This window comes from Haemophilus sp. HMSC066D02 (assembly GCF_001810545.1).
In the GTDB taxonomy this organism is placed as follows: Bacteria; Pseudomonadota; Gammaproteobacteria; order Enterobacterales; family Pasteurellaceae; genus Haemophilus_D.
Map to the genome: position 1 here is coordinate 24,629 of NZ_KV801824.1, position 22,226 is coordinate 46,854.

Annotated in this window: 20 protein-coding genes; 10 read left to right on the plus strand and 10 right to left on the minus strand. The window is 39.5% G+C overall.

Annotated elements, in window-relative coordinates; genetic code table 11:
* Positions 1 to 35 precede the first annotated feature (35 nt).
* The gene (uvrD, locus tag HMPREF2750_RS07290; RefSeq protein WP_070583214.1) at positions 36 to 2,213 is read right to left on the minus strand and encodes a DNA helicase II; all 2,178 of its coding nucleotides are present in this window, start codon (positions 2,211 to 2,213) and stop codon (positions 36 to 38) included.
* A gap of 146 nt (positions 2,214 to 2,359) precedes the next feature.
* On the opposite strand from uvrD, the gene HMPREF2750_RS07295 reads away from it, so the two are divergent.
* Positions 2,360 to 3,406, plus strand: a complete 1,047-nt coding sequence (locus HMPREF2750_RS07295) for an ABC transporter substrate-binding protein (RefSeq protein WP_005699559.1) — start codon at positions 2,360 to 2,362, stop codon at positions 3,404 to 3,406.
* A gap of 66 nt (positions 3,407 to 3,472) precedes the next feature.
* Here the strand turns inward: HMPREF2750_RS07295 and fdhD are convergent, their stop codons facing one another.
* Positions 3,473 to 4,282: a formate dehydrogenase accessory sulfurtransferase FdhD gene (fdhD, locus tag HMPREF2750_RS07300; RefSeq protein ID WP_049384059.1), complete on the minus strand. Its 810-nt coding sequence runs from the start codon at positions 4,280 to 4,282 to the stop codon at positions 3,473 to 3,475.
* Positions 4,283 to 4,557: 275 nt separating this feature from the next.
* Between fdhD and fdnG the strand changes: the two genes are divergently transcribed.
* The 4 genes from fdnG to fdhE are packed head-to-tail and all read left to right on the plus strand — an operon-like array spanning position 4,558 to position 10,256.
* Positions 4,558 to 7,641: a formate dehydrogenase-N subunit alpha gene (gene fdnG / locus HMPREF2750_RS07310; RefSeq protein ID WP_143422667.1), complete on the plus strand. Its 3,084-nt coding sequence runs from the start codon at positions 4,558 to 4,560 to the stop codon at positions 7,639 to 7,641.
* A 1-nt stretch (position 7,642) separates the two neighbouring features.
* Positions 7,643 to 8,578 (plus strand): formate dehydrogenase subunit beta, encoded by a 936-nt coding sequence (gene fdxH / locus HMPREF2750_RS07315; RefSeq protein WP_049365401.1) that lies wholly within the window; start codon positions 7,643 to 7,645, stop codon positions 8,576 to 8,578.
* Positions 8,571 to 9,287: a formate dehydrogenase subunit gamma gene (locus HMPREF2750_RS07320; RefSeq protein ID WP_049365400.1), complete on the plus strand. Its 717-nt coding sequence runs from the start codon at positions 8,571 to 8,573 to the stop codon at positions 9,285 to 9,287. The genes fdxH and HMPREF2750_RS07320 overlap by 8 nt, the downstream gene beginning before the upstream one ends.
* A 60-nt stretch (positions 9,288 to 9,347) precedes the next feature.
* Positions 9,348 to 10,256 carry a formate dehydrogenase accessory protein FdhE gene (fdhE, locus tag HMPREF2750_RS07325; protein WP_049384057.1) on the plus strand — a complete coding sequence of 303 codons (909 nt, stop codon included), beginning with the start codon at positions 9,348 to 9,350 and terminating at the stop codon, positions 10,254 to 10,256.
* Positions 10,257 to 10,310: 54 nt separating this feature from the next.
* Here fdhE and rimI read toward each other — a convergent pair whose 3' ends face one another.
* From rimI to HMPREF2750_RS07340, 3 genes are read right to left on the minus strand one after another with little or no spacing between them, the layout of a single operon-like run.
* Entirely contained in the window at positions 10,311 to 10,751 is a 441-nt protein-coding gene (gene rimI, locus HMPREF2750_RS07330; RefSeq protein ID WP_070583420.1) for a ribosomal protein S18-alanine N-acetyltransferase, read from the minus strand.
* 5 nt (positions 10,752 to 10,756) lie between these two features.
* Positions 10,757 to 11,161 (minus strand): DNA polymerase III subunit psi, encoded by a 405-nt coding sequence (locus HMPREF2750_RS07335; RefSeq protein ID WP_070583216.1) that lies wholly within the window; start codon positions 11,159 to 11,161, stop codon positions 10,757 to 10,759.
* A gap of 3 nt (positions 11,162 to 11,164) precedes the next feature.
* Positions 11,165 to 11,755, minus strand: coding sequence for a hypothetical protein (locus HMPREF2750_RS07340; protein WP_070583217.1), 591 nt, complete (start codon positions 11,753 to 11,755; stop codon positions 11,165 to 11,167).
* An 87-nt stretch (positions 11,756 to 11,842) separates the two neighbouring features.
* On the opposite strand from HMPREF2750_RS07340, the gene rsmC reads away from it, so the two are divergent.
* Positions 11,843 to 12,835 (plus strand): 16S rRNA (guanine(1207)-N(2))-methyltransferase RsmC, encoded by a 993-nt coding sequence (gene rsmC, locus HMPREF2750_RS07345; RefSeq protein ID WP_070583218.1) that lies wholly within the window; start codon positions 11,843 to 11,845, stop codon positions 12,833 to 12,835.
* Positions 12,836 to 12,845: 10 nt separating this feature from the next.
* Entirely contained in the window at positions 12,846 to 13,343 is a 498-nt protein-coding gene (locus HMPREF2750_RS07350; RefSeq protein WP_049370169.1) for a YbhB/YbcL family Raf kinase inhibitor-like protein, read from the plus strand.
* A 76-nt stretch (positions 13,344 to 13,419) separates the two neighbouring features.
* Here HMPREF2750_RS07350 and HMPREF2750_RS07355 read toward each other — a convergent pair whose 3' ends face one another.
* Complete coding sequence (locus HMPREF2750_RS07355; protein ID WP_049362174.1) at positions 13,420 to 13,770, minus strand: DUF496 family protein; 351 nt, start codon at positions 13,768 to 13,770, stop codon at positions 13,420 to 13,422.
* A gap of 178 nt (positions 13,771 to 13,948) precedes the next feature.
* Here HMPREF2750_RS07355 and serC point away from each other — a divergent pair, with 178 nt between their 5' ends.
* Positions 13,949 to 15,031 (plus strand): 3-phosphoserine/phosphohydroxythreonine transaminase, encoded by a 1,083-nt coding sequence (gene serC / locus HMPREF2750_RS07360; protein ID WP_070583219.1) that lies wholly within the window; start codon positions 13,949 to 13,951, stop codon positions 15,029 to 15,031.
* Between the two features lie 64 nt (positions 15,032 to 15,095).
* Positions 15,096 to 16,199 (plus strand): histidinol-phosphate transaminase, encoded by a 1,104-nt coding sequence (gene hisC, locus HMPREF2750_RS07365; protein WP_049372413.1) that lies wholly within the window; start codon positions 15,096 to 15,098, stop codon positions 16,197 to 16,199.
* Between the two features lie 40 nt (positions 16,200 to 16,239).
* Here the strand turns inward: hisC and HMPREF2750_RS07370 are convergent, their stop codons facing one another.
* The 4 genes from HMPREF2750_RS07370 to gshAB all read right to left on the minus strand — a co-directional run bounded on the left by HMPREF2750_RS07370 (position 16,240) and on the right by gshAB (position 20,970).
* Entirely contained in the window at positions 16,240 to 17,025 is a 786-nt protein-coding gene (locus HMPREF2750_RS07370) for a Cof-type HAD-IIB family hydrolase (RefSeq protein WP_070583220.1), read from the minus strand.
* 18 nt (positions 17,026 to 17,043) lie between these two features.
* Positions 17,044 to 17,508 carry an rRNA maturation RNase YbeY gene (ybeY, locus tag HMPREF2750_RS07375; protein WP_049374391.1) on the minus strand — a complete coding sequence of 155 codons (465 nt, stop codon included), beginning with the start codon at positions 17,506 to 17,508 and terminating at the stop codon, positions 17,044 to 17,046.
* Position 17,509: 1 nt separating this feature from the next.
* Positions 17,510 to 18,598, minus strand: a complete 1,089-nt coding sequence (locus HMPREF2750_RS07380) for a PhoH family protein (RefSeq protein ID WP_070583221.1) — start codon at positions 18,596 to 18,598, stop codon at positions 17,510 to 17,512.
* Positions 18,599 to 18,696: 98 nt separating this feature from the next.
* Entirely contained in the window at positions 18,697 to 20,970 is a 2,274-nt protein-coding gene (gshAB, locus tag HMPREF2750_RS07385; protein WP_070583222.1) for a bifunctional glutamate--cysteine ligase GshA/glutathione synthetase GshB, read from the minus strand.
* Positions 20,971 to 21,176: 206 nt separating this feature from the next.
* Here gshAB and HMPREF2750_RS07390 point away from each other — a divergent pair, with 206 nt between their 5' ends.
* Positions 21,177 to 22,175 carry an iron ABC transporter substrate-binding protein gene (locus HMPREF2750_RS07390; RefSeq protein ID WP_049355936.1) on the plus strand — a complete coding sequence of 333 codons (999 nt, stop codon included), beginning with the start codon at positions 21,177 to 21,179 and terminating at the stop codon, positions 22,173 to 22,175.
* Positions 22,176 to 22,226: the final 51 nt, after the last annotated feature.

The window sequence follows — 22,226 nt, forward strand, 5'->3', positions numbered from 1 at the left end:
ATATTCATACTCGTTGCAATAAAATCCTCCCGATTCTACCGCACTTTTTCTAATTTTGCCAAATGTGCAATCAACCACTTAATTCCTTGAGCTTGGAAAGCAATTTGTAAACGGGTGTTATTATCTGAGCCTTCAACGTTTATAACAGTGCCAAAACCAAACTTTTCATGTTTCACTTTTTGCCCCATTTTCCATTCATTTTCTGGCAAACTCGTGCTTAAACTCCCTACTTTCGCTTGGTTTAATGCTCGGGTGACTGTTCCGCGTAAACGGATTTCTTGAATGCACTCTGATGGCAATTCTGCAATAAAACGCGAAGGTAAATGGCGTTCTTCTTTCGTGTAAACACGACGACTTTCAGCATAACAAATAGTAAGTTTTTGCTTCGCTCGAGTAATGCCCACATAAGCAAGACGGCGTTCTTCCTCCAAACGACCAGGCTCTTCAAATGAACGGAAACTTGGGAATACGCCCTCTTCTACCCCCACCATAAATACGCGCGGAAATTCCAAGCCTTTTGCTGAGTGTAAGGTCATCATTTCCACACAAGATTGATGCGGTGAAGCCTGCTCTTCTCCCGCTTCTAAAGAAGCATGAGTTAAAAAGGCGGTAAGATCGGTCATATCCTCTGCTTCATCAGGTTTGATAAATTCTCGGGTTGCCGTCACCAATTCTTCTAAGTTTTCAATACGTACTTCACCTTTCTCGCCTTTTTCCTGTTTATACATATCGTATAAGCCAGAATGTTTAATCACGAAATCAGTTTGTGCAAACAGTGGCATTTCGGCTGTATCCACCTGTAAAGAATTAATCAACTCTTGGAAACGAAGCAATGCGGTTGAAGCGCGTCCCGTTAGCATATTTTCTTGTGTGGCCACTTGCACTGCTTGCCATAAGGTTATTTGACGTTCACGGGTTAAATTTCGTAACACATCTAAAGTACGATCACCAATACCACGCGTAGGCGTATTAATCACACGTTCAAACGCGGCGTCATCTTGACGATTATTAATTAAGCGTAAATACGCCAATGCATCTTTAATTTCTTGGCGTTCGAAAAATCGCATCCCGCCATAAATCCGATAAGGAATTTGGCAACGAATCAAGGCTTCTTCAATAACACGAGATTGGCTATTACTACGATATAAAACAGCACAATCATCTAATTTCCCACCGTCATCTACCCAATTTTGGATTTGAGACGCCACAAATTTTGCCTCATCTAATTCATTAAATGCTGCATAAATACCTACTGGCTCCCCCATTTCACCGTCGGTCCATAAATTCTTACCGAGGCGATCACTATTATTCGAAATAAGTTGGTTGGCACTTTTCAGAATATTGCCGGTAGAACGATAATTTTGCTCCAAACGAATAGTTTCAGCGTTGAAATCTTTTAGGAATTTTTGAATATTTTCGACTTGCGCACCACGCCATCCATAAATGGATTGGTCATCATCGCCCACAATCATCACTTTACCCGTATTACCGGCAAGAATTTTGATCCAGGCATATTGGATTTTATTGGTATCTTGAAACTCATCCACCAAAATGTGCTGAAAACGTTGCTGATAGCGTTGCAAAATCACAGGCTTTTTAGCAAATAATTCATACGCACGAATTAACAATTCAGCAAAATCCACCAAGCCTGCACGATCACAAGTATCTTGATAAATTTGATAAATCTTAATCCACTCTTTTTCCTGACGATCACCAAAATCATTAATATCTTGCGGTCTTAAACCTTCATCTTTTTTATTATTGATATACCAGCACGCTTGTTTGGGTGGAAATGCTTTATCATCATAATTGTGCAATTTCATCAAGCGTTTTACTAAACGAAGTTGGTCTTCAGAATCCAAAATCTGGAAATCTTGTGGCAAGTTTACATCTAAATGGTGAGCGCGTAATAATCGATGGGCAATGCTATGGAATGTGCCAATCCACATACCAAATAGATTCGATTGAGAATGTTTAGATAAGGTATCTTGAATACGATGGCGCATTTCAGCAGCGGCTTTATTGGTAAAGGTTACCGCCATAATGCTGCCTTCAGAAATATTTTCTACGGCAATCAACCAAGCAATACGATGAGTCAATACACGAGTTTTACCACTTCCTGCACCAGCAAGCACAAGGTAATTACCAAGTGGTGCTGCCACTGCTTCACGTTGTTTATCATTCAAGCCATCAAGTAATTCTGAAATATCCATCGCTCTTATTTTAATCTGGTTAAATTTACAGGGATTATAGTGGGAATTATATTTTTAAACAACCTGATATTTACAAATTTACTCCTCCCCTTTATATTAGCAATATCAAATAATTACTAAATATTGACGAAGTTAAAGGAGACACAATGTCAATTAAAACAACACTAAAATTAACCGCACTTTCTACCCTTGCGGCTCTCGCCTTCACATCTCACGCACAGGCTGAAGGTAAACTCACTGTCTATTGCAGCGTACAAAACGTTGTATGCGAAAAAGTCACTCAAGCCTTTAGTAAAAAATACAATGTAGATGCACAATTTGTACGTAATAGTACAGGCGTCGTATTAGGCAAAATTAAAGCTGAAAAAGAAAACCCACAAGCTGATTTCTGGTTTGGTGGCACCATTGAACCCCATCTTCAAGCCGCAGAGTTAGGCTTGCTTGAATCCTATCGTTCCCCATTACAAAAAGACATCATGCCACAATTTAAATCTTTAATGGATCAACGCGGTAATTTCACTTCTGTGATTTACTTAATGGAACTAGGTATTGGGGTCAATACTAAAAAATTGAAAGAATTAAATATTCCTACCCCAAAATGCTATGCAGACTTGATAAAACCAGAATATAAAGGTTACATTCAATACCCTGACCCTCGTGTTTCCGGTACTGGTTACTCACTTATCAGTACTTTTTCCACATTATGGGGAGAAGAAAAAGCCTTTGACTATCTGAAGAAACTAGAACCAAATCTCATGCAACATACCAAAACAGGCCTTGCCAGCAACTATTTGGCTAACGGTACCGTGGCGATTGATTTAGGTTTTATGTTGGTTTATCCGCGTGAGAAGAAAAATGGTGCACCAGTTGAAGGCATTTTACCATGCGAAGGCGTGGGCTATTCTTTAGGCGGGGCAAGCATCATTAAAGGAGCTAGAAATCTTGATAATGCCAAACTGTTTATGGATTTTGTGCTAAGCAAAGAAGCCCAAGAAATTCCATGGAAAGAATCAGATTCTTATCAACTTCCAACCAATATCCATGCAGAACCTGCACCAGGTTTCCTACCTGCTAGCAAATTAAAACTGGTGGATATTGATTTTATGAAATTTGGTACAGATCAAGAAGGCAAACGCCTGACTCAACGTTGGGTTTCTGAAGTACTCTTAGAGGGTAAATCGCCAAAAGAATAAACGGAATAAAAAAAAGTGCAGTCAAAAATAAGAATGTTTTTGGCCGCACTTTTTAATAGATAAAACTTAAGCTAAAACCAACCGCTCTTTCCCAGAATAAATATTGGCTTTTCCTGGGCGAGCAAAGCCGATAAGGGAAAGATTGTGTTGTTCAGCCATATTGACAGCAAGATCTGTCGCAGCAGAAATCGCGACAAGTAACTCGATACCACAAGCGACCGATTTTTGAACCATTTCATAACTGGCTCGGCTTGAAACAAGTACAAATCCTTGCGGTTGATCCTGTTTAGCATGCCAGCCGATTAACTTATCTAGCGCTACATGCCGCCCGACATCCTCTCGAATCGCCAGTAAATTGCCGGATAAATCAAAAAAAGCCGCAGCATGTGTTGCACCTGTTTCTTTCCCGAGTTCTTGATTAGCTTGTAATTGTTCTAAACAGCCATCTAATAAATTTAAATTAAATTGGAAAGTGCGGTCTAATTTCGGCAATTTTTTATAAACTTGTGAGATTTGTTCTGTGCCGCAAATGCCACATCCTGTTCTACCTGTTAATGTACGGCGATGATCTTTTAATGCTACAAATTGACGGCTAGATAATTCAATTTGCACTTCAATGCCATTGCATACTTCCACCACATCTATGCCATAAATATCCGCTTTTTTCTCAATAATACCTTCCGCTAATGAAAAGCCTAAAGCAAAATCCTCTAAATCTTGGGGAGAGCACATCATGACGGTATGTGCAATACCATTATAGACAAGTGAAACAGGGACTTCCGCAGCCAAACTATCTTGTTTTTCCACTAAAAGTGAGGTCGGATTTTCAGATGTTTTTTTTAAAAAATTAATTGTTTTTTGGATTATCCAGTGCATTATTTTTTCCCAATAAAATGACTGTTGTAAAAATGTTACTTTTTTTTAACAAAAAATGTTTGTTTTGTGATCTAGCTCAAGTTTTAAAGCGATTATAACAAGTTTTGATTATAGATTTTCGGTTAAAAAATAGTTAAAATCGACTCCGTTTAAATTGGTCATTGTTATAATCAATTTAATGGTTGATACGTTATTTTAACGAAATCAAATAAATTATCTATACGAATTTATACTATCGAAATATCTTAACGGTTCGCCGTTATGAAGGAGTGATTATGCAGGTCTCTAGACGTAAGTTCTTTAAGATCTGTGCAGGTGGTATGGCGGGGACGTCTGCGGCAATGTTGGGTTTTGCACCATCATCTGTCTTAGCGGCACCACGTGAATACAAATTATTACGGGCTTTTGAATCCCGTAACACCTGTACATATTGTGCAGTGAGCTGTGGTATGTTGTTATATAGCACAGGCAAACCTTACGATGCTTTAAGCAGCCATACAGGCACCAATACCCGTTCTAAATTATTCCACCTTGAAGGTGACCCAGACCATCCGGTAAGCCGTGGGGCATTATGTCCTAAAGGTGCGGGCGCGTTAGACTATGTTAATAGTGAAAGCCGTGCATTATACCCTGAATATCGAGCACCGGGTTCGGACAAATGGGTTCGTCTTTCTTGGGAAGAAGCGATCAAACGCGTTTCTCGTTTATTAAAAGATGACCGTGATGCGAACTTCGTTGAAAAAGACGCAAGTGGCAAAACCGTTAACCGTTGGACCTCTACTGGTATTATGACCGCCTCCGCCATGAGCAACGAGGCCGCACTTCTTACTCATAAATGGGTTCGAATGTTGGGCATAGTGCCGATGTGTAACCAAGCGAATACTTGACACGGACCAACGGTAGCAAGTCTTGCTCCATCATTTGGTCGCGGTGCCATGACAAACAACTGGGTTGACATCAAAAACGCCAATCTTATTATTGTTCAAGGTGGTAACCCTGCTGAAGCTCACCCTGTTGGCTTCCGTTGGGCGATCGAAGCGAAGAAAAACGGTGCGAAAATCATCGTGGTTGACCCTCGCTTTAACCGTACAGCTTCTGTAGCTGACCTTCATGCACCAATTCGTTCCGGTTCTGATATCGCATTCTTAATGGGTGTGATCCGTTACTTATTGGAAACTAACCAAATTCAACACGAATACGTTAAACACTATACCAATGCTTCATTCTTAGTTGATGAAGGTTTCAAATTTGAAGATGGTTTATTCGTAGGCTTTGATGAAGAAAAACGTACTTACGATAAATCTAAATGGAATTACCAATTTGATGAAAATGGTAATGCTAAACGTGACATGACCTTACAAGATCCACGTTGTGTGATTAATATCTTGAAAGATCACGTTTCTCGCTATACCCCAGAAATAGTTGAACGTATTACCGGTGTTAAGCAAAAACTCTTCTTACAAATCTGTGAAGAAATTGGTAAAACCTCTGCACCGAATAAAACCATGACGCACTTATATGCGTTAGGCTTTACTGAACATACAATCGGTACTCAAAATATTCGTTCAATGGCTATGATCCAATTACTCTTAGGTAATATGGGGATGCCAGGAGGCGGTATTAATGCATTACGTGGACACTCAAACGTACAAGGTACAACAGATATGGGCTTATTGCCGATGTCTTTACCTGGTTATATGCGTTTACCGAATGACAAAGATACGTCTTACGAACAATACATTAATGCGATTACGCCAAAAGATATCGTACCAAACCAAGTGAACTACTATCGTAATACCTCGAAATTCTTCGTGAGTATGATGAAAACGTTCTATGGTGATAAAGCAACCAAAGAAAATGGTTGGGGTTTCGATTTCTTACCAAAAGCAGACCGCTTATACGACCCTATCACTCATGTTAAGTTAATGAATGATGGCAAATTGAACGGTTGGATTTTACAAGGTTTCAACGTATTAAACTCATTACCGAACAAAAACAAAACTGTTGCAGGTATGAGCAAATTGAAATTCTTAATCGTGATGGATCCGCTTCAAACTGAATCTTCTGAATTCTGGAAAAACTTTGGTGAATCAAACAATGTGAATCCAGCAGATATTCAAACTGAAGTATTCCGTTTACCAACCACCTGTTTCGCAGAAGAAGATGGTTCTATTGCTAACTCTGGTCGTTGGGCTCAATGGCACTGGAAAGGCTGTGACCAACCAGGTGAAGCGTTACCAGATGTTGAAATTCTTTCTATGATTCGTGAAGAAATGCATCACCTTTATCAAAAAGAAGGTGGTCGTGGTATCGAATCTTTCGAAGCGATGACTTGGAACTATGCTCAACCGCATTCACCAAGTTCTGTAGAATTAGCGAAAGAATTGAATGGTTACGCGCTTGCTGATCTTCTCGATGCTGATGGCAACGTCATGTATAAAAAAGGTCAATTACTTAACGGATTCGCTCACTTACGTGATGACGGTACAACCTCATCAGGTAACTGGATCTATGTGGGTCAATGGACTGAAAAAGGTAACCAAACCGCAAACCGTGACAACTCTGACCCATCTGGTTTAGGTTGTACATTAGGTTGGGGCTTCGCATGGCCGGCAAACCGTCGTATCCTTTACAGTCGTGCTTCACTTGATATTAACGGTAATCCTTGGGATAAACACCGTCAATTAATCAAATGGAATGGTAAAAACTGGAACTGGTTAGATGTCGCTGACTATGGCACACAACCACCAGGTTCTGATGCAGGTCCGTTTATTATGTCTGCAGAAGGTGTTGGCCGTCTATTCGCTGTAGATAAAATTGCGAATGGTCCTATGCCTGAACACTATGAACCAATTGAAAGTCCGATTGACACTAACCCACTACACCCAAGTGTCGTCTCTGATCCGACTGTTCGTATTTATAAAGAAGACCGTGAATTTATCGGTTCAAACAAAGATTTCCCTTATGTGGCAACCACTTATCGTTTGACCGAGCACTTCCACAGTTGGACTGCTCAATCTGCGTTAAATATCATCGCCCAACCTCAACAATTCGTGGAAATTGGTGAGAAATTAGCAGCAGAAAAAGGCATCCAAAAAGGTGATATGGTAAAAATTACTTCTCGCCGTGGCTACATTAAAGCCGTTGCAGTGGTAACAAAACGTTTGAAAGATTTAGAAGTCGACGGACGTACCGTACATCACGTGGGTATTCCAATTCACTGGAACATGAAAGCCTTAAATGGTAAAGGTAATCGTGGTTTCTCCACCAACACCTTAACACCATCTTGGGGTGAAGCAGTCACTCAAACACCAGAATATAAAACATTCTTGGTAAACATTGAGAAAGCGGAGGCATAATATGGCAGGAAGTGGTCAAGGCGTTCAATCGCAAGACATTATCAAGGTCTCCGCTACGTCTGGTTTAACACCAGCACCTCAAGCGCGTGATCATAAAGTTGAAGTAGCAAAATTAATCGATGTATCCACCTGTATCGGTTGTAAAGCCTGTCAGGTGGGCTGTTCAGAGTGGAATGACATCCGTTCTGATGTTAATGCTCAATGTGTGGGGATCTACGATAACCCAGTAGATCTCAATGCAAAAGCATGGACGGTAATGCGCTTTAACGAAGTTGAAGAAAATGATCGTTTAGAATGGTTAATCCGTAAAGATGGTTGTATGCACTGTTCAGAACCAGGCTGTTTAAAAGCTTGTCCTGCACCAGGCGCAATTATCCAATATGCAAACGGTATTGTGGATTTCCAATCTGATAAATGTATCGGTTGTGGTTACTGTATCGCAGGTTGTCCGTTCAACATTCCACGTATGAACCCAGAAGACAACCGTGTGTACAAATGTACCCTTTGTGTGGATCGTGTTTCTGTAGGCCAAGAACCGGCTTGCGTGAAAACATGTCCAACCGGTGCAATTCGTTTTGGTTCTAAAGAAGAGATGAAACTCTACGCAGAACAACGTGTTGCTGACTTAAAATCACGTGGTTACGAAAACGCAGGTATCTACGACCCTGAAGGCGTAGGTGGTACACACGTAATGTATGTATTACACCATGCGGATAAACCTGAACTTTATTCTGGTCTTCCAAAAGATCCAAAAGTTGACCTAACCGTCACCCTTTGGAAAGATGTATTGAAACCGGTAGCAGCTGTAGCAATGGGTGGTCTAGCACTTGCTGAAATCGCTCACTACTTAGCTGTAGGTCCAAACGTTGAAGAAGATGTAGAAGATCATCACCATGAATTTGAAGAAGAAGATAAAAAAGGAGGCAAAGATGAGTAAGATTGAGATTAGCAATGATACTCGAATCATTCGTCATAGAACGCCTGCTCGTTTTAGCCACTGGTTGCTCGTAATCTGCTTCTTTATGACGATGTTTACTGGTGTGGCATTCTTCTTCCCAGATTTTGCGTGGTTAACTGAAATTTTAGGTACTCCGCAACTGGCTCGAGCAATTCACCCGTTCACCGGTATCATTATGTTCGTTGCCTTTATTTTCCTCGGCTATCTTTACTGGGATCACAACATTCCAGAGAAAAACGATATTCGTTGGTTAAAAGGCATCGTTGAAGTATTAAAAGGGAATGAGCACGCTGTTGCAGATAACGGCAAGTATAACCTTGGTCAAAAAATGTTATTCTGGACATTGAACTTGGCGATGGTCACTTTACTTGTAACCGGTATCATTATGTGGCGTCAGTATTTCTCGCACTACTTCTCTATTCCGGTATTACGTTTTGCGATTTTCCTTCACTCTTTAAGTGCATTCATGTTGTTCACCGGTATTTTGGTACACATGTACATGGCATTCTGGATTAAAGGATCTATTCGCGGTATTGTGGAAGGTTGGGTAACTGTTCGTTGGGCGAAAAAACACCACCCGAAATGGTATCGAGATGAAGTACTTCCTAAGCTAGAAGAAGACCTCGAAAATGAAGCTGAAGGTAAAAAAGTAAAAACCAAAGCATTGTTCAAAGGTATCAATGGCTAAAATCAAAAAGTGCGGTTAAAATTGACCGCACTTTTTCTTATCAATACTTAAGAGACTATTATGAGTATCAAAATCTTATCTGCAGACGAAATCAAACAAAAAAAGAATTCATACGATATTCCACCTGTTTTGTTTGCTAACCCTAAAAATCTTTATCAACGTCGTGCAAAACGTTTAAGAGAATTAGCAAAAGATCATCCACTGGCTGATTATTTACTCTTTGCTGCAGATGTTGTGGAAACCCAATTAAGCGTATTTGAAAAAAATCCATTAGAAAAACAGCATTTCGATAATTTAAATGAAATTGAACCGTTAAATGCTAAAACATTTAAACGATCAGACATTTGGATTGAATATCTCAAAGAAATTTTACATAGCATAAAACCAAAAGCGAATGAGCAGGTTACTGCTACTATTGAAAATCTTGAAAAAGCCTCTGATAAAGAGCTTGAAGAAATGGCTACTCATCTTTTAAGCCAAGAATTTAATTTAGTGAGCACTGATAAAGCTGTCTTTATCTGGGCTGCACTTTCTCTTTATTGGTTACAATTGGCTCAACAAATTCCTCATAATAGCCGTCAAGAAGGTACAGATAATCTGCATTACTGCCCTGTTTGTGGTTCTGCACCAGTGGCAAGTGTTGTTCATATCGGCACATCACAAGGTTTACGTTATTTACACTGTAGCCTTTGTGAAAGCGAATGGAATTTAGTCCGAGCTCAATGTACTAATTGTAATGAACACAAAAATCTTGAAATGTGGTCATTAAATGAAGAGCTTGCTCTTGTTCGTGCTGAAACCTGTGGTGATTGCCAAAGCTACTTAAAAATCATGTTCCAAGAAAAAGATCCTAACGTTGAGGCAGTGGCTGATGATTTGGCATCGATTTTCTTAGATATTGAAATGGAAGAAAAAGGCTTCGCGCGCAGTGGATTAAATCCATTTGTCTTCCCTGCAGAAGAAGTGTAATTTTTACTTTTTAGATAAACAAAGTGCGGTCAAAATTGACCGCACTTTTGCATTCTAGAGATAACATGCCATCACGACAGCATTTTCTCGTCCACCATCTGGTTTTGGATAATAATTCTTACGAATATCAACCTCATTAAATCCTAGCCTTTCATAAAGGAAACGAGCCGGATTCGACTCTCGTACTTCCAGCCAAAGGGTTTGAATACCTTTCTCTTTAAGCTCACTCATTAAACCTTGCAATAAAAACGAACCGTAGCCCTTTCCTTGTTGAATCGGATCTATCGCAATATTGAATAATGTGGCTTCATCTAATACCGTTTGGCAAATAGCAAAACCAAACACTTGCTCTTTTTCCACTAATTTCAAATTGAGATAACGCTCGCCGACATTATTTTTCAATGTTCCCAATGACCAAGGCACAAGGTGTGCTGCTTGTTCAATTTCATATAGGCGACCCATATCGCATTCTTCAATAGGAAAAAGAGAAGGCATCATGATTAAATTTGTTGAATTTGTTGCCAAAGCTCACGCTTAGCTTGGCTATCTTGCTGGAATTGTGGCCAATCAACAGAGCGATAAACACGCTCGGCATTTAAGCAATAAGGCAAAGTGCGGTCGATTTCATCTACATTTTCAGCTAATAACCAATACCGCACAGAATGTTGTAATGTGATATGTTGAATTTGATCGAAATTCAGGCAAAGGCAATCTTCTTTGTTTAACTCGAGTGCCAGTCGAACATCTGAAAAAAGTGGAGAGTTCGATACGTTATCTTTCGCCACCACAATAAATTTCACTTGTTCAGACACACTCACACCAACCGCCCCTTGTAATACTTCTGGGCGATGTAGCTGCCAACGGGTTACCCCCATTTCATTTAAAAGCAGATTGCGTCTATCCATAGATTAACGAGCGATAGTATCTAACGGATAATCTCTTAAACCTTTAACAATCGCTTGTTCTTGCGCTTCGGTTGGTTTTTCTTGATACGCTTTTAAGCTACGGAAAGAAAGAATATTTTTCGCTTGATAAACCACGGCGATAAAACGTTGGAAATCTTTACCATCACAAGCATAGTAAACATCTGAAGCGTTACCAATTGTTTTTAACTCACATACTTTTTTGTTTGCATCAAGGTATTTTGTCGTTAATGCCGGAACATGTGAAACATCTTTTAGATAATAGGTTTCGCTCATAATGAATTTACGATTGCTACGATCTACATTCGCCGCACCACTTAAGAAACGCGGATCTTCTGATTTATCGAAGGCTTTCGTTTGTTTATAGAATTTCTCACCGTTGAATGTCACTTCTTGGTTACCTTTTTTAATGCGCTCAAACTGTGCATCTAAGCTTTGAGCTTGTGCCGCAGGTAATTCAACCGTTGAGCTAGTTGGTAAGGTTGAAGGTTTTTGCTTGCTACCTTGAATTTGTTCGATTAATTGACAGCCGGACAATAAACTTGCCATTGCCACTGCGGTGATGATTTTTTTCATAAATAATTCCTTAATAAATACGTCTAAATCGTTATCTTTTGTTAGAATAACACGTAATTTTAACCAATAAACTACAGGATTTAAAGCGTGATTTCTCTCGAAAGCGAAGTTTTACAACGCCATCTTCCCCTTTTTAACGGTAAATCAATTCTTCTTGCCGGTGGCATTAATGATGATTTCCCCCAAATATTAAAAAAACATTGTCAATCCGTACAAATTTGGAGCTGGTATTTTGATTATGCTAAAACCCAAAGTGCGGTCAATTTTGAGGTTGAATTTCAACCGCAAACCGATCTGATCATTTATTATTGGACGAAGAATAAACAAGAAGTGAATTTTCAGCTGATGCAACTACTCGCCAAAAGTAAAATTGGTCAAGAAGTATTAATTATTGGTGAAAATCGTTGTGGCGTCCGTTCAGCTGAAAAACTACTTGAACCTTATGGTGAAATTGGCAAAATCGACTCTGCACGTCGTTGCGGCTTATATCATTTTGCCTTACAAAAACAACCGCACTTTGATCTTCAATCTTATTGGAAATGCTACCAAAATGATGCATTAGGCGATCTCCGTATTTTCTGCTTGCCGGGTGTATTCAGTGCCAATGAACTTGATAATGGAACGTCACTTCTACTTTCTACCTTAACGTCACCAATTCAAGGCAAAGTGTTAGACATTGGTTGTGGTGCGGGTGTCATTGGTTCAATGATCAAAAAACATCACCCTAAAGCGGATGTCACAATGACTGATATTCATGCAATGGCAATTCAATCTGCTCGTCAAACGCTTGCTGAAAATCAGCTTGAAGGTCAGGTTGTCGCAAGTGATGTGTTTTCCCACATTGAGGGAAAATTTGATCTGATTATTTCAAACCCGCCTTTCCACGATGGAGTCGACACGGCTTATCGTGCAGTGAAAGAACTTATTCAACGAGCAAAATGGCATTTAACGGCAGGCGGAGAACTGCGTATCGTTGCTAATGCATTTCTACCCTATCCCGATTTATTAACACAACATTTCGGTAAGTTTGACGTACTTGCTCAAACCACCAAATTTAAAGTGTATTCCGTGAGAAATTAAGGAGAAAACAATGTTTGTAACCAGTTCAGCCATTCAAAATGGTGCCTTTGAAGACAAATATGGTAAACGCGGCACACAATTTAGCCCAAATGGTATGCCGATCTACTCTATCCCGTTTGAAATTCATGATGCACCTCAAGGTACCAAATCCTTTGCGGTTGTCTTAGAAGATAAAGACGCAATTACGGCGAGTGGCTTTGTGTGGATTCATTGGCTCATTGCGGATCTTGAACGTACCGTTATCCACGAAAATGAAAGTCAAACTGCAACAGATTATGTACAAGGTGCAAATACTTGGGCAAGTAAATTAGGTCAATTTGATATCGAAGAAGCCTCATTCTATGGTGGTATGGCCCCACCAAACTGCTTACATCGTTACGAGCTTATTGTGTATGCACTTGATACCAAACTTAACCTGAAACCGGGATTTCGTTTTAATGATCTACATTTTGCAATGCAAGGGCATATTTTAGATCAAGCTGTTGTGATGGGCACTTATGATGTTTAATCATTTATAGTTCATCCTAAAAACACCATAAAAAATGACCGCACTTCAACAAAGTGCGGTCATTTCTTTTAGGATTTTATAACGTGATTTTATTCGCGTCTTGCACTAATTTCGCGTGTGCTTTTTTCTGTTCTTTCATCTTATTGCTCGTTTCACGGCGTTGAGTAGAAAGTTCCGCATTGCGAATGTTGTAATCATCTACACGGCCTTCATAGTCGTCACGCATATTTTCAATAATTGCACGAACATCTTCAATGCTCATATCGTCACGGATATATTGATTTAAGTTATCTAATAATAAGACACGTTTTTGGTTATCACGAATTTTGCGGTTATTGTCTTCAATGTCACGCTTAAGTTTATTTTTTAAACGATATAAACGCACATACTCTAATACTTCTTGGAAGGACTTATTTACATTTCCCATGATCGACTCTCTCAAAGTTAAAAATAAACTTCAGGTAATGTAGCCTTTTTTTTCGTTCCCGTCAAAAGCTTAAATTTAAATTGATAGATTAGATCAAAAAACTGTTTGATTTAGTTGATTATCCTATTCGGTAGTGGTAAAAATGAAGAATCTATTCAAAATAAAATAAGGAAACACAATGTCAAAAGTCTTTAATTTTAGTGCTGGTCCAGCCATGATTTTCCCTGAGGTACTACACAAAGCACAATCTGAGCTAACTAACTGGCTTGGTCAAGGTGTGTCTGTGATGGAAGTCAGCCACCGTGGCAAATATTTTATGGAATTGATTGCTCAAGCAGAAAAAGATCTACGTGAGGTCTATCACATTCCAGATAACTATCGTGTGTTATTCCTACAAGGTGGGGCTCGTGGTCAATTTGCGGCATTACCAATGAACCTAATTGGTGAGAAAGGCAAAGCACTTTACTTAAATAGCGGCCACTGGTCTGCAACTGCAGCGAAAGAAGCGCGTAACTTTGCTGAAATTGATGAAATTACCATTGTAGAAAATGGTGATCACACACGCATCACCAACCTTGATTTCAGTGACATTGCGGAACAATACGATTACGTTCACTATTGCCCAAATGAAACTATCAGCGGTGTTGAAATTTTTGATGTACCGAATGTGGGCAATACGGTACTTGTAGCAGATATGTCATCTAATGTGCTCTCTCGCGAAATTGATATTAGCAAATTTGGTGTCATTTACGCTGGTGCACAAAAAAATCTTGGTCCTGCAGGGATTACACTCGTCATTATTCGCGATGATTTAATTGGTCATGCACGCCAAGCAACGCCATCAATTTGGAACTATGCCACACAACGTGATGCAGACTCCATGATCAATACACCACCAACATTTGCTTGGTATCTCTGTTCATTAGTCTTCAAACACATTCAAGCAATTGGTGGCTTAAAAGAAATTGCAAAACGTAATGCCGTGAAAGCACAAACCCTTTATGACTACATTGATAGCAGTAAACTCTATCGTAACGTCGTGGCTAAAGAAAACCGTTCAACTATGAATGTGACATTCGTAACAGGTAATCCAGAGCTTGATGCTAAATTTGTCGCAGAATCTACAGCTGCCGGTCTTCAAGCTTTAAAAGGTCACAAAGTGTTAGGTGGTATGCGCGCCTCTATCTATAACGCGATGCCATTAGAAGGCGTACAAGCGCTCATTGAATTCATGAAAAAATTTGAAGCTGAAAATAGCTAATTATCTGATTCATTAAACTCAACGTGCGGGCTGAAAGGCCCGTTCGTTTTTATAAGGAAAGCATATGCAATATATCAACGTCGCCAATCAAGGCGTAAAATCTCTTTCACCTTACCAAGCTGGAAAACCAATCGAAGAACTTGAGCGTGAATTAGGCATTACTAATATCGTTAAACTTGCCTCAAATGAAAACCCTTTCGGTTTTCCTGAAAGTGCGAAAAAAGCCATTCAAGCCCAACTTGATCATTTAACGCGCTACCCTGATGCAAATGGTTTTGAACTTAAAGCGGCTATTGCAAAAAAATTTGGTGTGCAACCAAACCAAATCACCCTTGGCAATGGTTCTAACGATTTATTAGAGCTCTTTGCTCATACCTTTGCTGGTGAGCATGATGAAGTGATTTATTCACAATACGCCTTTATTGTTTACCCTTTAGTGACCAAAGCCATTAACGCCGTTGCAAAAGAAATTCCTGCTAAAGATTGGGGACACGATTTAAACGGATTTTTGACCGCACTTTCAGATAAAACCAAGCTGATTTTTATTGCCAATCCAAACAATCCAACGGGGAATTTCTTAACGGAAGCAGAATTGGATGCTTTCTTGGCAAAAGTACCTGAAAATGTGATTGTGGTATTAGATGAAGCTTATACTGAATTTACCCATCCAAGCGAACGGGTTAATTCTTTTGCGTTACTGGAAAAATACCCAAACCTTATCGTTTCTCGCTCCCTATCAAAAGCTTATGGATTGGCGGGTTTACGCATTGGTTACGCAGTCTCTAATCCTGAAATCGCAGACTTATTAAACCGTGTTCGTCAACCGTTTAACTGTAATAGCCTTGCTTTAACCAGTGCGATTGCGGTGATGAACGATGATGCCTTTGTCGAAAAAGTGGCGGAGAACAATCGCCAAGAAATGAAACGTTATGAGGCCTTCTGCCAACAATATGGTTTAGACTTTATTCCATCTAAAGGTAACTTTATTACCATTGATTTTAAACAACCAGCCGCACCAATTTATGATGCATTATTACGTGAAGGCGTCATTGTTCGCCCAATTGCAGGCTATGGCATGCCAAATCACTTACGTATCAGTATTGGCTTACCACAAGAAAATGACAAATTTTTTACTGCACTCGTTAAAGTGCTGAATTTAGGAAAATAAAAATAAGGCGCTTTCTTTTAACGAGAAAGCGCCTTTTTATTTATTCAGGGAAAATCTCATTCAATATCAATGCAATCCCATCATCATTATGCGAAGCGGTGACGCGATTGGCGGCTTTTTTAATCTCATCGGGAGCATTGCCCATTGCCACGCCTAATCCCACGCTTTCTAACATATCTAAATCGTTAAAGTTATCACCGAAAGCGACACATTCTTCCATCTTCACATGAAAATAATCTTCAAGAAAACGTACCGCGTTACCTTTTGTCGCGGATTTATGCATCACTTCAAGGAAATTCGCATGAGAACGGCAAATACTTAAATGCGGGAATTTCTCTTTCAAGATTTGCTCAATAGCAATCACTTCATCTGTTTCACCAATGATTTGAATTTTATGTGGAGAATAGACCGCACTTTCATCATAAGGATCAATCTGAATGCCTGTCACGCTACGTTCATAAATCACCCATTTATTATCCAAATCGCGAGCGACGCAATCATCATAGGTATAATAATTGACACCTAACGCAGGATGATCTGCTAATACTTGGTTAATGGCTTGGATATCAGCAGAATCAATTTGTACCGAATAAATAGGCGTAGCGTTTTTATCTAAAATCAAGGCACCACTGAATGCCACAATGATGTTGTAATTTTCAATAAGTTTCGCATAAGGCCAAATACCAAGCGGCGAACGAGCAGAGATTGGTGTAAATGGAATACCTTGTTTTGTAATGCGTTGAAGTGCATCTAAGGTTTTAGGCGAAATTCGATGATCCGACGTTAATAAGGTACCATCAAAATCACTGAATACGGCTTTATACATAATTGCTCCAAATAGTTATTATTTTTCGGAAAGGTAAGGATCGGCAAAGCCCAAACCCTGCATAATTTCAGTTTCTAAACTTTCCATTTCTTCGGCTTCATCATCTTCAATGTGATCGTACCCCAACAAATGTAAGCTGCCATGCACAATCATATGCGCCCAATGTGCCATTAAAGGCTTTTCTTGCTCGATAGCTTCACGCTCCACCACTTGACGGCAAATCACCAAATCGCCCAACAATGGCAACTCCACTTCATCAGGGCATTCAAAAGGGAAAGACAACACATTGGTTGGACGATCTTTTCCACGATAAGTCAAATTCAAGTCATGGCTTTCCGCTTCATCCACAATGCGCACCGTCATTTCCACATTATCACTTTCTGGTTGCACTGCAGCGGTTGCCCATTGCAGAATTTGCGCTTCTGATGGCAAGCCTTCTGTATTTTCACAGGCCAGTTGCAAATCGATAATCATATTGCCCATGTTATTCTCCTAAATTCGTTTCATTTTCTGACCGCACTTTTTGCTCACGTTCAGCTCGACGCTGCGCTGCAATTTCTTGACGGCGGATTTCATCTTGGGCTTCCCATTCTTCGTAAGCTTGCACCACTTTTGCTACCACAGGATGCCGCACAATATCTTTACTTTCAAAGTAGTTAAAGCTTAATTCCGACACTTTGCTTAACACTTCCATGGCGTGGCGTAAACCTGATTTTGTACTACGTGGTAAATCGATTTGAGTCACATCCCCTGTAATCACGGCTTTGGAATTAAAACCAATACGAGTCAAAAACATTTTCATTTGTTCGACCGTCGTATTTTGGCTTTCATCTAGAATGATAAAACTGTCATTGAGTGTGCGACCACGCATATAAGCCAATGGTGCGATTTCAATCACATTACGCTCCATTAATTTTTGTACACGTTCAAAGCCAAGCATTTCAAATAACGCATCATAAAGTGGTCGTAAATAAGGTTCAATTTTTTGGCCTAAATCACCCGGCAAGAAACCTAATTTTTCGCCCGCTTCCACCGCAGGACGAGTCAGCAAAATGCGACGAATTTCTTGACGTTCTAATGCCTCAACAGCCGCTGCTACGGCTAAAAAGGTTTTCCCTGTGCCAGCGGGTCCAATCCCAAAACTAATATCGTGCGTAAGAATATTATGTAAATACTGAATTTGATTTTCACCACGCGGTTTAATCAAACCTCGCTTGGTTCTAATTGTGGTGCTATAGACGTGATTTTTACTGTGTGACTCACTGCCTTCTTGCGATAACATTCTGCTCTCTTGCAAGGCAATATGCACATCTTCCAAATCAAGTTCTTTCACTTTCCCCTTAATTGGTGCTGTCTCTACATATAATGCCTGGATTAATTTAGCCGCACGCTCAATTAATTGCTCATGATGTGGTTTCGGACTTTCATCGTTAGATTTCACCGTGAAAGTAAAATTATTGCGGAAAATATTGAGGTTAAATTCTTTTTCAATCAGTTTGATATTTTCATCGAATGCACCGCAAAGGGATTGCAGACGATCATTTTCTTGAGGTTCTAAGGTAAAAGTTGTCATTAAATTTCATTTTAGAATTGTGAATACTGTCTCCATTTTAGCCTAATTAGGATGAATGTAAAACGGGCTTCACCAACTGATGAAGCCCGATAACTAAATTAAGGCAATTCAGGGAAAAGCATCTTAATCACATTCATTGTCAATCGTCGAGATTGTCCACTAAATGGGAAAATATGCATCATCATCATAGGATTAAAGTTTGCCTCAATCACACCCCACGAACGTAAACTCGGTTCTGCCGGCTGTTTCAAATCAGGAATAATTAAATCTACACCACAAACTGCCGCCCCCATTGCCTTGCTAATCCCTACCGCAATCTCTTTGTAACTGGCATGCATTTCATCCGTCATGTCAATAGAATCGCCGCCGGTACTAATATTAGAATTCGCACGTAATTGAACAAGTTGATCTTTTGCAGGAATAGAATTCACGGTTAATCCTTGTTCCTTAAGCTGCAACTGCTCAATATCCCCCAATGCTATTTTTTTCAATGGTGTACGACTGCCATCGCCCCGTAAAGGATGATCATTTTTAGCGGCAACTAATTCAGCAACGGTATGTACGCCATCTCCAATTACATTTGCTGGAACACGTAATAAGACGGCTAACGTTTGATCCCCCAGCACAAAGAAACGATATTCAGTGCCAAGTAGATAATCTTCAACCATGATCTCTTTATCTTCGCGGAAAGCAATCTCTACTGCTTTTGCAAAATCATCTCTATCCGTTACACCTTGTTGGAAAATACTGATCCCTAAACCAAAATTCGTTGATTTTGGCTTAATCACGACAGCTCGATTCTCAAAAAGTGGGAAATTTTCGACCGCACTTTTCACATCGGTAAACTCAAGGCTTTGCGGTACATTAAATCCGGCTTTCGCTAACACTTTCTTCGTCACTACTTTATTTTCCATGATGAGTGGAGAAATATAGCTATCGTGAGAAGTCATATTACCGTTTTTCACATATTCCAAATGGTCGCCAAATTGAAGACTGATAAATTGATCGCGTTCATCTAAAATCTCAATCTTTAATCCTTTTTGAATTGCATCAAATAATAACGCCTGTGTGGACAGCTCCATATTATCAAACGCACTTAATGCATAAAAACGTTCAAAGGCTTTTGCTTTATTGGATTGTGCGATATCCGCCCCTAATTGTTGGTAACTACCGACCTGTTCAATTGCCGCAACCACTTTTGCACAAAGCGTTTGGCTTGGATCCGCAAATTGTCCTAATTTGTCTTTAACAATCGTTTTAATCTCATCACTCACATTGAGTTGCTCAAGCATTTTGAGCATTTCAAAGAGGATTAATTCCCCTTCTACCGCATAAACACTTTGCTGTCTTGGATCTTCCCATGCCACTTCAGCAAGACGTGCTTTACCTAATTTTATGCCCTCTTGATCAGCGGTATCGTCAAGCCATGCCATTAACAAAATAAAATAATGAATGAATTTCGCATCTGCAAGTTCTATTCCATAAGGTGCAAACGGATTGAGATCAAACAAACGAAATTCTAAATATTGAATTCCTTTTTCAAGTAAATCTCGCGCTTTTTTAGCACCTCGCAAACGTACACTCGAGTAAAACTCTTTTTCCGCAATCAAATCACCCGATTTCACCCAGTGTTCTAACGTCTCAACATACTCTTGCAAACTGTCATAAGAGACGTGGATCTTCGGATCATTCACATAACCATATTTCCCTGAACGTAAACTCCGCACATATTGATGCGGTTTAAGGGGGGAATTGCCTCTGAAATATTTATCCTCTACCGTCGGTGTTGCAGAAAACAAGTAAAGTAAAATCCATTGATAGCGTAAGAAGTTCTTCGCTATTTTTAGGTAAAAATTATTTTGAAAATCAACCGCACTTTGTGTTTCATTTTGTGCATGAAATAAGGCATCAATAAACTTAGGGTCAATTTGAAAATTGTAATGAATACCACTGATCATTTGCTTATATTTACCGTAAGACTGGACTAAATGCTCACGATAAGCCACATCTTCCTGATTATCTAATTGTGCAACCTTAATTTGCTCTTCTGGTGGTAACCCTGCAGGCATACTAAAAGGAAAAATAAATTCATCCTCCGGTAAAGTTCGCAAAGTCACTTCATGAATGGCTGAAAGCCAACGTAATGTATCCTCTAATTTTTTCATCGGAGGGGTTACCAATTCCAACTGACTTTCTGCAAAATCAGTTTGAATATAAGGGTGAAAACGACGATTACCAAAAGCTTTAGGATGCGGTGACGTCACAATTGAACCATCTGCATATACCCGTTGACTTTCCTTTTCAATCCCAAACGACCCTTGCTGGAATAAGAGCTCTAAATGATGTTGTTTAATGATTTGCTGAATATTCATATCCGTCCTTATTAGAAATTTCTACTAGACATTATGTAGAAAAATCAACATAGGACGAAGTAAAAAAATAGAATGGGATATGAAATTTTGATATAAGAGAAAAACATCTGAGAATTATTTGCATTATCTCTTTTAAATATATTAGAATGGGACGAATTTTATTTTCAGAAAATGGGCGATTTGCCCGATAACATAAAGGAGTTTTCATGAAAATTAAGCACTTCCAAATTGCCGCACTAACCGGCTTAATGGCGTTTGCAGGATTCGCTTCTGCAGATATTACTGTTTACAATGGACAGCACAAAGAAGGTTCTCAAGCTGTTGCTGATGCATTTACCAAAGCAACGGGCATTAAAGTGACCTTAAACAGTGCTAAAAGTGATCAACTTGCAGGTCAATTAAAAGAAGAGGGCGATAAAACCCCTGCTGACGTATTCTTTTCTGAACAAACTGCACCTTTCGCTGCCCTGTCTGATGCGGGCTTATTAGAACCGCTTTCTGCAGATACTATTAAACAAACTGCACACAAGGGCGTTCCTGTTGCACCGAAAAAAGACTGGGTCGCATTAAGCGGTCGTTCTCGTGTTGTGGTTTACGATCACACTAAATTATCTGAAAAAGACATGGAAAAATCCGTGTTAGATTATGCAACACCAAAATGGAAAGATAAAATTGGTTACGTTCCAACTTCAGGCGCATTCTTAGAGCAAGTTGTTGCGATTACCAAATTAAAGGGTAAAGATGCCGCTCTTAAATGGTTAAAAGGCTTAAAAGAAAACGGTAAACTTTATGCGAAAAACAGCGTTGCTCTTCAAGCGGTTGAAAATGGTGAAGTACCCGCAGCGTTAATCAACAACTATTACTGGTATACACTTGCAAAAGAAAAAGGTGCTGATAACCTCAAAACACGTCTTTACTTCATTCGTCATCAAGATCCAGGTGCATTAGTGACCTATTCTGGTGCAGCGGTATTAAAAGGTTCTAAAAATAAAGAAGAAGCGAAAAAATTCGTTGATTTCTTAGCAAGTAAAGAAGGACAACAAGCGTTTGTTTCAGTACGTGCAGAATACCCACTTCGTACCGATGTGGTTTCTCCATTTAACATGGAACCTTATGCAAAATTAGAAGCGCCTGTTGTTTCGGCAACCACTGCTGAAGACAAAGACAACGCCAATAAACTTATTGAAGAAGCTGGTTTGAAATAAGTTTAATTTGCTATGCAATATAGGGCGTGTAATACACGCCCTTCTGTTATT